Annotated in this window: 10 protein-coding genes; 4 read left to right on the top strand and 6 right to left on the bottom strand. The window is 36.5% G+C overall.

What is annotated here, in order from left to right:
* Window positions 1–221 precede the first annotated feature (221 nt).
* Entirely contained in the window at window positions 222–425 is a 204-nt protein-coding gene (locus tag K9N40_11900; protein ID MCF7815171.1) for a DUF2179 domain-containing protein, read from the top strand.
* Between the two features lie 2 nt (window positions 426–427).
* Window positions 428–1,144, top strand: a complete 717-nt coding sequence (locus K9N40_11895; GenBank protein MCF7815170.1) for a hypothetical protein — start codon at window positions 428–430, stop codon at window positions 1,142–1,144.
* A gap of 484 nt (window positions 1,145–1,628) precedes the next feature.
* On the opposite strand, the gene K9N40_11890 is transcribed toward K9N40_11895, so the two are convergent.
* From K9N40_11890 to K9N40_11880, 3 genes are all read right to left on the bottom strand, one after another.
* Window positions 1,629–3,752 (bottom strand): ABC transporter ATP-binding protein/permease, encoded by a 2,124-nt coding sequence (locus K9N40_11890; GenBank protein MCF7815169.1) that lies wholly within the window; start codon window positions 3,750–3,752, stop codon window positions 1,629–1,631.
* A 160-nt stretch (window positions 3,753–3,912) separates the two neighbouring features.
* Complete coding sequence (locus K9N40_11885) at window positions 3,913–5,652, bottom strand: ABC transporter ATP-binding protein/permease (protein MCF7815168.1); 1,740 nt, start codon at window positions 5,650–5,652, stop codon at window positions 3,913–3,915.
* Window positions 5,653–5,655: 3 nt separating this feature from the next.
* Window positions 5,656–6,498 carry a glycine--tRNA ligase subunit alpha gene (locus tag K9N40_11880; GenBank protein ID MCF7815167.1) on the bottom strand — a complete coding sequence of 281 codons (843 nt, stop codon included), beginning with the start codon at window positions 6,496–6,498 and terminating at the stop codon, window positions 5,656–5,658.
* A gap of 438 nt (window positions 6,499–6,936) precedes the next feature.
* On the opposite strand from K9N40_11880, the gene K9N40_11875 reads away from it, so the two are divergent.
* Together K9N40_11875 and K9N40_11870 are read left to right on the top strand one after the other, a co-directional pair.
* Entirely contained in the window at window positions 6,937–7,266 is a 330-nt protein-coding gene (locus K9N40_11875) for a winged helix-turn-helix domain-containing protein (GenBank protein ID MCF7815166.1), read from the top strand.
* Window positions 7,263–7,796, top strand: a complete 534-nt coding sequence (locus K9N40_11870) for a hypothetical protein (protein ID MCF7815165.1) — start codon at window positions 7,263–7,265, stop codon at window positions 7,794–7,796. The genes K9N40_11875 and K9N40_11870 overlap by 4 nt, the downstream gene beginning before the upstream one ends.
* Before the next feature lie 209 nt (window positions 7,797–8,005).
* Here the strand turns inward: K9N40_11870 and K9N40_11865 are convergent, their stop codons facing one another.
* The 3 genes from K9N40_11865 to K9N40_11855 form a co-directional block, all read right to left on the bottom strand.
* Window positions 8,006–8,716: a TrkA family potassium uptake protein gene (locus K9N40_11865; protein ID MCF7815164.1), complete on the bottom strand. Its 711-nt coding sequence runs from the start codon at window positions 8,714–8,716 to the stop codon at window positions 8,006–8,008.
* Window positions 8,717–8,813: 97 nt separating this feature from the next.
* A complete protein-coding gene (locus K9N40_11860; GenBank protein MCF7815163.1) occupies window positions 8,814–10,328 on the bottom strand; it encodes a TrkH family potassium uptake protein in 1,515 nt (504 codons plus the stop codon).
* The gene (locus K9N40_11855) at window positions 10,329–10,913 is read right to left on the bottom strand and encodes a PDDEXK nuclease domain-containing protein (protein ID MCF7815162.1); all 585 of its coding nucleotides are present in this window, start codon (window positions 10,911–10,913) and stop codon (window positions 10,329–10,331) included. It abuts the gene before it with no gap.
* Window positions 10,914–11,057 lie beyond the last annotated feature (144 nt).

Below are 11,057 nucleotides of genomic sequence, written 5' to 3'. Positions count from 1 at the left end.
GACTCTATATGAAGAGCCTGTTCAAATAATTCTTTATACATTTTTCCCCCATTTATTTTTTAGAGGAAAATTTCTTCATAGCTTTTTTTTCTTCAACTACTTTTTTAACTTCACCCACTCTTTTCTAAAAAGAACCAAAAAAAGCTAAAGAACTGGTCGATGATCTGCGTGAAAAAGGCTTTTCTGTAACAGATGTTCCAGCGCAGGCAAACAGTGGAAAAGTGGATATAATATTCCTTCCAGTTCGTCGTAAAAATATTGATTACATAATTGAAACTGTAAAAAAATATAATCCTAATGCCTTTTATACAATCGAAGATGTACGTTATCTTAGTTTTGGAACGCTGCCTTCAATTGCTTACAGGCCTTCGCTGCGAAACAAATCCTGGAACAAATTATTCCGCTATAAAAGAAAGGGGAAATAGGAATGCGGAAAATCTCGAAAATTGTAAAAAACCCAAATTTTATTCCTGGAATTTATAATTATTGTGATAGCTGGTGTGAAAGATGTGCTTACACTTCCAGATGTGCAAATTTTATTAGTGGAGAAGAACGATATTCAGATATGAAAGATCTTGATATCAGAAATGAGCAGTTCTGGAAAAAATTAGGTGACATATTCAAAAACACTTTTGAACTGATCTACGAAAAAGCAGAAGAATACGGAATCGATCTTGATAACCTGGATGATGAAATTGATTTACCTTCCATGCACAATTCTGATAATCAATTTTTGATAAAACTTTGTAAGAAATATGAAGAATTAACTAAATCCTGGTTTGAAGAACAACACTTTGGCGATTTGGAAACTGTTGAGAAAATTGAACAAAAAAAAACAGAATTAGAAAATGTAATTGAAGTTATCTACTGGTATCAATATCAAATTGAGGTAAAGTTCAGAAGATCTTTTCAGGGAATCGATGATAACGATTTTACATCAAAACATGATATGAAAGGTTCGGCTAAAGTGGCTTTAATTGGAATTGACCGATCTTTGGCAGCCTGGAATCTATTAATGCATTTAATTCCACTTCATGAAAAAGAGATTTTGCAAATTATCAGCATTTTGAAGAAAATGAAAAACGTTGGTGAAAGGCAATTTCCCAATGCTCGAAGTTTTGTTCGTCCAGGATTTGACGAATAGATTTTTCTATTTTTTTCGTTTTGATAGATTTTTCAGCAATTCAGACAAATTCCCATCTTGAGAGGGGTACGACTTTAGTCGTGGGGTGTGTTTCGTACGTTGTTCTTGTGGCTACGTTTGACTACGCCGTCACAGTAAGGAATAATCTCAATATAAACCGATAAGCAAAGCTGCATGAGATTTCACGAGATCCTTCCCAAGCAAAGCTATGAGATACCTCAATATGACGGCTTTACTGTATCTTTTAAAATCTATGCAGATTTTCGGCGTAATTTTTTTTTTGAGTCCCCAAAAGCCCACGAATTTATTCGTGGTCAATAAGATTTTAGAAATAAAAAATTTCAACGGTTTTAACCGTTTCAAAAAAAAATAGAAATCATTACAATGGTTACAATAAAATATTTTTTACATTTTCCCATGAATGAATTCATTAGAAGAACTCAAGAGATTTTTTCATCCGTGTTTATCTGCGGTTAAATAAACTTTATTGATACTGCAATCTATACAAATCGTAATAAAGACCTTCTTTGGCCAGTAGTTCCTGATGATTTCCTTCTTCCACGATTTCACCTTTGTGCAGCACGATGATACGATCTACGTGTTGAATCGTGGAAAGTCGATGAGCGATAATGATGGAAGTCCTATTTTGCATCAGTTTCTTCAGAGCATCCTGAATCAGAATTTCTGTTTCGGTATCGATATTGGAAGTAGCTTCGTCCAGCACAAAAATTACCGGATCGTAAGCCAGTACACGTGCAAATGCAATGAGCTGACGCTGACCAACACTGAATGTAGAACCGCGTTCCATAACCGGTTCCATGTATTTATCAGGTTGATTGATAATGAAATCATGAACATTTACATAACGCGCAACCGTCTGCATTTCTTCATCAGAAATCGATTGATTATTTAGCACAATATTGTCTTTTATCGTTCCGGAAAACAGAAAAACATCTTGCTGCACAATTCCGATATTCTGCCTAATTTCTTGTAAACTGTATTCACGAATATCTCTGCCATCTACCAGAATTTGTCCTTTCTGGAATGGATACAATCCAGCCAAAATACTAATTATGGAAGTTTTACCGGAACCTGTATGACCAACCAGAGCAACCTTTTCTCCCGGTTTTACCTTGAAGGAAATATCTTTCAGCACATCTCCGTTATCATTATAACGCAACCAAACGTTTTTAAATTCGATCTCACCTTTCAGATTTTTACCGGTTTTTCCACCGCCATTATCCAAACGATAGTCTTCGATATCTTTGTCCATCAGATCAAAAATCCGTTCCGAACCACTCATAGCAGCCTGTAGAATATTGAATTTTTCACTGAGATGATTTATCGGTTCAAAGAAGCGATCCAAATACCACAGGAAGGCCATAAAAACTCCCAGAGAAATTTGGTTCTGAATGATCTGTCCACCACCATACCAAAGCAAAATAGCAACTGCCAGACGACGAGTCGAATTGATCAGCGGACGAAAGAAAGCAAACAATTTCATCATGGATCGGGAGGCCATATAATACTCACGATTGATCTCAGCAAATTCGCTGACTTTTCTTTTATATTGATTGAAAAGCTGAATGATCTTGAAACCGGAAATATCCTCGGCAAGTGTAGCGTTTATATTAGCCAGTTTTTGTCGAACAAGACGATAAAGTTTACGGCTGCGATTGATGAAAATAGTAAAAAGCATGATCGTGACTGGAAGAATAGAAAAAGTTACCAGAGCCAATTTGTAATCGTAGATCAGCATGGCAATCATAATTCCTATCAGAACGAAAACCTCCTGAATAAGCTGTATCAGGCCATTTCCCAACATTTCGTTCAAAGTTCCGATATCATTTGTTACACGAGTTACCAATCTACCAATCGGGTTTTTATCGAAAAAAGAAAGCGGCATTCTGGCAAGCCTGTAAAACAAATCTCGGCGCAGATCATACATAGCATGCTGCGCTGCAAAATTTACCAGATAAACCTGAAAATAGGTGAAAACCAGCTGCAGAGAAATTACCAGGAAGAAGATTCCACCAAATATTTTCAATTGATCGATATCTTTATTTCTCAGTGATTTCAATTCTTCTTTGGATATTGTTTTCTTCAATTCCTCCAGATCGGAATTTTTTACTGCCAATTCTGAGTTTGAAATTTTATAAAACTCTACATCTCCAAGAATATTTCGTATTTTATCAGTATTATTTAGTACAATTATTTTAAGATAGAGAATTTCTTTATTTTGTAATTCGGTAATTTTTTCTTTTGAAATAAAATTAATCTTTCTATGTGGAAATATCAGATAATATTTACCTTCATATTTGTATTCCGTAACAGGAATGCGGGGATAATTTGTAATAAATTCACTTTTGCTTTCAACATCATCAAAAATCACAAGATCGTTATTGGAAAGGATAACTCCATCGACAGCTTTTTGAGTAATGACAGGTGCCAGCAGATTTGTTCCAGTAATGAGCAGAAGTAAAATGAAAGAGATAACCACATAAATTTTATATGGTTTCATGTAGCGAATAAGCCGCTTGAAAAGATCTTTATCGTAGATCTTTCCAGTAAGTGTGTCTTCGCTTAAACCTTTTTCAATTTTACTCATGAAAGATAAACCCCTCTGTTCTGCAAAAGCTTAAAATGATGCAAAACAGAACATCTCCCCTTCTCAGGAGAGAAAATTTGAATTGCAGATATTTTTCTGAGTTTCCTTACTCTCCCCCTATTAAAGGGGATAAAGGGGGTTTTAAACACTTCAATCTTACTCATGATAACTTCTCTTCGATCTGCTGTTTTTCATAGAGATCGCGATAAATTCCGCAATCTTGAAGAAGTTCTTCGTGGCTGCCTTCTTCTTCTATCTTGGCATTATTCAAAACAATAATCTTATCTGCGTGCTGAATAGATGAAATACGATGTGAAATGATGATGGTGGTTTTGTTTTTTCTCAAATTTATCAGATCATCCAGAATATTTTTTTCCGTTTTTGTATCTACTGCAGAAAGTGCATCGTCCAACACCAATATATTTGGATTGGTTAGAAGAGCCCGGGCAATTGCCAATCTCTGCTTTTGTCCACCGGAAAGAGTTACTCCGCGTTCACCAACCATTGTATCGAATCCTTTATCGAATTCCAGGATCGAATCATAAACTTGAGCTTTCTTAGTTACTTCGATCACTTCTTCCATATCAGCATCAGCTTTTCCCAATTTGATGTTATTTGCCACAGTATCAGAAAACAGGAAAATTTCCTGTGGAACCATTACGATATTGTTGCGAAGAGTGTTCAAAGGAATTTTAAATAATTCATGTTCATCGATAAAGACAGAATTTGCAGGAGGATTATAAACTCGAGTTAGCAATTCAATAATTGTTGATTTTCCACAGCCAGTTTTACCAACGATTGCCAGAGTTTTGCCAGCTTCTATCTGGAAGGAAATATCATCCAGAATTACTGCACTTCCTTCTTTATAATTAAAACTCAGATTTTGAAAGCGGATAGCTCCATGTAGAATTTTAATTTCAGGATCTATATCTTCATCAAAAATTTCCGGATCCTGCTCAAAAATCGAATTCAATCTTTTAAGAGAAGCTGTTCCTCTTTGGAAAAGGTTTACGATCCAACCTATTGCTATCATTGGCCAAACCAGCATTCCCAGATATTGGAAAAAAGCCACAAATTCACCTATTGAAATATCATTTAAAATTGCTGCTTCTCCACCGAAAACCAGAATAATCCCCATACACATATTTATGATCAAAAACATCATAGGATGGAACATGGCATGTATCTTCACTAATCTGATATTATCGTTCACATAATCCATTGCTGATTCCGACATTTTTTCCAGTTCAGATTCTTCCTGCACAAACGCTTTTACTACGCGAATGCCGGAAATAGATTCCTGCACTTTTCCGCTAAGTTCGGCAAAAGTTTTTTGAACCTTGCGGAAACGATGGTGGATCTGCCGGCCAAATACCATGATAACAATGCTGAGGATCGGAGTGGGAATAACAGCCAGAAGTGTAAGTTTCAAACTGATATTGACCATAAAAAAAAGCGAAGCAATGGCAATTACTAAAATGTCGCAACCGATCACAAATCCAAAAGCAAACAGCATGCGAACAGCATTCATATCGTTGGTGGCATAAGCCATCAGATCACCGGTTTTGGTTTTATGGAAGAAATTCGCTGAAAGCTTCAACAGATGATCGTAGTACATCTGGCGAATATCACGATCCATCGTCCAGGCAGTTCCCACGAAAGCCAGGCGCCAGAAGTAACGAAGAATTGTGATCGTGATCGTAATTCCTGCGATCCACAAAGCAGAATAGAGCAAAGTCTGTTTTGTGAAACCTTCCTGACTCATGCTGTCGATAGCTCTCTGCATTATGTTTATCGTAAAAAGCTGTCCCGCATCGATCAGAATGATCAGGATGATACCACCGATCAGGATCGGAATATTCTTTTTTACGAAAGGAAATACTTTTTCAAATGTTTTCATTTATCAAGAATATTTTTCAATATACAAAATTGCGCATTTTTTTGCCATCGAGCGGATCTTGCCAATATAAGCAGCTCGCTCAGTAACGCTGATAACGCCGCGAGCATCCAGCAGATTGAAAGTGTGCGAACATTTAAGTAAATAATCATAAGCAGGATAAACCAGCTTTTTTTCTATCAGGAATTCTACCTGTTTTTCGTAATCTTTGAAAGCAGCAAAAAGTGATTTCACATCGCCTGCATTAAAATTGAAATCGGAAAATTCCAATTCTTTATCGAAGAAAATTTCACCGTATTTTGTTGTATCATTCCATTGTAATTCTTTGAAATCATCCACATCTTGAATATACATTGCCAGCCGTTCCAAACCGTAAGTAAGTTCCACACTGATGGGAAAAACTTCGATTCCGCCCACCTGCTGAAAATAGGTGAATTGAGAAATTTCCATGCCGTCCAGCCAGACTTCCCAACCCAAACCCCAGGCTCCCAGAGTTGGACTTTCCCAGTCATCTTCCACAAAACGAATATCGTGCTTCTCGGTTTGAATTCCGATAGCCTGCAAGCTCTGCAGATACAAAGTTTGAATATCATCGGGTGATGGTTTTATAATTACCTGGAACTGGTAATAATGCTGCAGACGATTGGGATTTTCGCCGTAACGGCCATCTTTGGGTCGACGGCAGGGTTGGGCATAAGCTACAGAAGTTGGTTTATCTCCCAAAGCACCAAAAAAAGTGGCAGGATGAAAAGTTCCCGCTCCCATATTTTCGTCGTAAGGCTGCAGAACATTACAGCCGTTTTGGGCCCAGAAATGCTGCAATTTAAGAATTATATCCTGAAAATTCACATTAACTCCAAATTATTCATAAAAATTCTAAATTCTTTTCTTTATTATTATGTTCAAACGTCAAGCTGAAATTGAATTGATGATTTTAGCAGCAAACAAAACGAACTTACACGAACAAAGTAAAAGTATTAAGTAAAATTCTTAAATTTGACTATCACCGTGGCAGAGCCAAGGTGTATTTCGCTAAATTTATTTCAGCAAACTGAAAATCGAATTTTCATTATTTACCCCTCTCCGGCAACTGCCGGATGTCCCCTCAAACAGAGGAGAAAATTTGGAAAAACCCGATGCAGAGCAGCGAGGAATTCTTTCGATTAAAATTTCTTACTTTTTCAATAAAATAAAAATACTTTACAAGAAATCATCAAATAATTAATTAACTAAAAATCAGTTTATATAAACTATAATTTAGTTTTTTATAACTAAAAAGAGGTTTTTATGTTAGAAAATTTATTAGGTTCAATAAATAAAGAGAGAGTATTGATCTTTCTTTATTGCAGAGAAGAAGGTTATGCAAAGGAGATTGCAGATTTTTTTGAAGCGCCGTTAACTCCTATTTTAAATCAACTGAACAACTTAGAGAACGGCAACATTCTCATTAGTCAATCAAAAGGGAGAACAAAAATTTTCCAATTGAATCCGCGCTATCCTTTTCTAAAAGAATTGAAAAATCTTTTAGAAAAAACTTTAGCTTTCTATCCTGACAAAGAACGTGATCTTCTTATTAATAATCGCCGTCGTCCTAGAAGAAATGGTAAGAACTTATGAAAAGTATCAAGGAAATGGACGTGAAAGAATTGGGAGCATATATTTGTTCTCATCTGCAAAAATATGGAATTGAAATAACTTTAACCGGCGGAAGTTGTGTTACTATATATTCCCAAAACCAGTATGTTTCGATGGATTTGGACTTTGTGGAAACCTATTACACAAAAAGAAATGAATTGAAAAAACATCTGAAAGAAATTGGTTTTATAGAGAAAAACAGATATTTCAAACATCCCGAAACAGAACTTTTTATAGAATTTCCTCCCGGACCTCTTGCTGTGGGCGAAGAAGCTATCAAAGAGATAGAAATAATAAAAACAGCTGTAGGAGAATTACGAATAATTTCACCTACAGAATGCGTGAAAGACAGATTGGCTTCTTTTTATTTTTGGAACGATAGGCAATGTTTAAATCAAGCTGTAATGGTTGCAAAACATAATAAAATCAATCTTTCTGAAGTAAAACGATGGTCAACGAAAGAAGGAGAAACAGAAAAATTTAATGAATTTATTTCATTACTAGACAAATAACTTCATAATTTCCTGCCAATCTACTCCGCTTTTTTCAGAACTTCCGCATTTTTGGAAGCTGCATCATCTGCCATCAAATCACCTGCATGGTTCTGCTAGATCTTTTCCATTTTTTTAAAGAAGTTTGAAAGCCAGTAATCCAGATATTCTGATGAACGTGTAGCAGCGATCCAGGAAAGTCTTCAACGCTGCCGTAAATTGATAATATTTTAGGCTTCTTTCTCCCTGGTTTTTCTCTTTTTCTTATCTTTCACGGTCAGGAATTCAGATGCCTGCTGAATAAATTCGCTTTTGGAAACTATGAAGATCAGATCGTTTTCTTTCAGGATATGATTGCCGCGGGGGATGAGAAATTCATCAATTTCTTTGCGGTAAATTCCCATAAAAACGCTTTCATCAGGAAATTTTTTATCCTGGGCAATATCCTTAATTTTTTGGCCCACCACTTTCGCTTCTTCATTTATATGAATTGCATAAACTCCCGCCTTTTCTGCACCAACTGTAAATACTTTTTTTACTTTGGGATTTTCAATTTCCATAATGATCCTATCCAGAAGCAGCTCAGACATGTCTACAATACTTTGAATTCCGGCAATTTGGTAAGCCTGTTTATATTGCGGAATGCGCAGCCGGGCAACAACCTGCTCCAAACCCAGACTTTTTGCCAGAAGTGCACAGGAAATATTATCGGCATCGTTGCGCATCAGGCACACGATCATATCGGCTTTTTTGGCACCGGCATCGTAAAGTGTGCGAATATCGGTTGCACTACTATGAATCGTCATAGCACCCGTTTCAGAATAGATCGATTCACAGACATCTTTATCGATATCGATGACCACCACATCATGATCATGCTCTACCAGAACTTTGGCAACACGAGCTCCGATAACTCCGGCTCCGGCTATTATCACAAACATATTATCCTCCCAAGTTTATTTCAATAAATTTCATTATTCACCCCTTTGCCTTCGGCATCTCCCCTCAATCAGGGGAGAAAATAAGGAATTCTTTTGATTAATAGATCCAAGCCTTCCTGCTGAATAACAGTAAAACCGGCAGAATTTCCAATCTTCCAGCCAGCATTCCAAAGATATAAACGATTTTTATGATAGGATGCAAAAGTACCATTTCATTTACAGGAATGTAGCAGGGACCGATATTTCCCAAAGCACTGAACATGCCGCTGAACGAGCTGTAACTATCATGATGTGAAAGCAGCGCAGTTACCAATCCGCCAAATACAAGCAACCCGATCCACATAAAAAATAATGCACTGACTCGATAAATCTCATCTTTATCGATGATCTTTTTATCGATCACAACCTGGCTGACACCTTTTCTGGGTGTAAAAACTCTTTGAATTTCTCTTTTTATAAGTTTTATCAGAATTCCAATACGCAAAACTTTGAAACCGCCACCGGTAGAACCGACACAGCCGCCGATCACCATCATTATCAGGAAAAGCTGCTTTGCCATATGTCCAAAAAATCTGCTGCCGATATCGACCGTTCCAAATCCGGTCGTGGTAATAATTGCACTCACCTGGAAAAGTGTGTTGCGGAAATTCATTTCCAGTGTTTTCCAGAAATTTTTCGTTAGTTCATGATGTGGTATCAAATTCAAAAATCTTTCCAATAGAATAAGTCCCACAAACAATCCAATGAAACCAAACCAGTAGCGGATTTCGAGGTTATCATGAAGTGCTTTAAAATCACCGCGCAGAACTCTGAAATGGATCAAAAAGTTCGTTCCACCCAGCAGCATTCCCAAAATAAAAATGTATTCGATCCAGATATAATGCGGATGCCCGATTTGCTGATAATGAGCAATGCTGGCATCGTAGGGCGAAAAACCACCGGTAGAAAGCACTGTAAAACTATGACATACGCTGTCGAAAACAGAAGATCCGGCGATGGTGAGATTAATGAAAATAAATAGAGTATAAATGATATAAATTGCCCAGAGAATTTTCACCGTGTTTTTGAGACCAGGAACAGGACGATGCGTTTGAATTTTATGGCTTTCCGCACCAAATAATTTATGTGCTCCACCGGCATGAGACATCACTGCGATGAAGAATGTAAGTATTCCCAAACCGCCAACCCACTGTGTGAGAGAGCGCCAGAACAAAATGCTTTTGGGCATTGAATCCAAACCGGAAAACATGGTGATTCCCGTCGTCGTAAAACCGCTCATCGTCTCAAAATAAGCATTCAAGTAATTTGATTTTATAGCGATCACAAAAGGAATTGCTCCAACTGCCGAAACGATGATCCAACCTAAACTGCAGATAAAAATCGCCTGTACCGGATTGGTAGAGCCGCTCTTGAAAAACCTTAGAAAAATCCAACCAAGCAGCAAAGCTAAGGACGATGCCGCAAGAAATGAAAAAAGTGTAGTGTATCCGGTTTTGAACTCACCATAAATGAGAACAATAATGATCGGAATAAGCATAATAAAACCCAGAACGATGAGGAGTGAACCCATAAAATTGAGAACGACATTCAGAGTTTTAAAGGGATTTTTCATTTAATTTTTATCCAATAGACTTTCAATTATGTTTCTTTCTTTCGTCATTTCTTTAGTCAATTGTTTTTCCGAAGGAAGATAAAATTTATATTTACTGGCAAAAAGTTGTTTGTTTTCTGCTAAAATTGAATATTTCGCAACTACTTCATTTTTTTTACTACATAATATTAGACCTATTGTAGGATTATCGTCTTTTGATTTTACTTTAGCTGCTTCTTGCATATACCATTTTCGAGCTACTTCCTTATCTAGTCTTAACAAATGACGGTAATATGTCCAACTCAATTCGAGACTCACTGCGTCTTGTTTTGGGAATAACGAATAAAATTGCTTCATTTTTCTGAGATTTGTTACATCAAATCCCTTCCCGAAATGTTCAGTCAATTTAACAGAAAGTGATTGTAGAATTTCTTTACCATAATCTGCCCGATAATTACCTTCGAGTTCATCTTCTACAATCGTATTGCCAATTTGCCAATAAGTTAAAACTAAAGTACTATTAACGCTTCTGCGAACTTTATTTCTTGCTGTTTCTATTATCTGTGCAATGTTCTTGAATAAGGAATCTTTCTTTAAATGTTTCACATTATTTAGTCAAGTCCAAATTTGTGTGTAAATTCCTCATATTGGATTTCACGCAATTTTCTTGATTAGTTATTTGTTATTTTCTTTCTTTGATTCATAATACTCGTCCATTATAAAATACTTTTTACCAGTAATCCATTTTTC

The organism is Candidatus Cloacimonadota bacterium (assembly GCA_021734245.1).
Taxonomy (GTDB): Bacteria; Cloacimonadota; Cloacimonadia; order Cloacimonadales; family TCS61; genus B137-G9.
Note: the sequence above shows the minus strand (reverse complement) of the source record. Positions and strands in the feature narration are given on the sequence as shown.

Excerpts from the sequence above, each read along its gene's own strand:
- K9N40_11885 (MCF7815168.1), bottom strand. The coding sequence starts at position 5,652 with ATGAAAACATTTGAAAAAGTATTTCCTTTCGTAAAAAAGAATATTCCG.
- K9N40_11890 (MCF7815169.1), bottom strand. The coding sequence starts at position 3,752 with ATGAGTAAAATTGAAAAAGGTTTAAGCGAAGACACACTTACTGGAAAG.
- K9N40_11865 (MCF7815164.1), bottom strand. The coding sequence starts at position 8,716 with ATGTTTGTGATAATAGCCGGAGCCGGAGTTATCGGAGCTCGTGTTGCC.
- K9N40_11860 (MCF7815163.1), bottom strand. The coding sequence starts at position 10,328 with ATGAAAAATCCCTTTAAAACTCTGAATGTCGTTCTCAATTTTATGGGT.
- K9N40_11895 (MCF7815170.1), top strand. The coding sequence starts at position 428 with ATGCGGAAAATCTCGAAAATTGTAAAAAACCCAAATTTTATTCCTGGA.
- K9N40_11870 (MCF7815165.1), top strand. The coding sequence starts at position 7,263 with ATGAAAAGTATCAAGGAAATGGACGTGAAAGAATTGGGAGCATATATT.
- K9N40_11875 (MCF7815166.1), top strand. The coding sequence starts at position 6,937 with ATGTTAGAAAATTTATTAGGTTCAATAAATAAAGAGAGAGTATTGATC.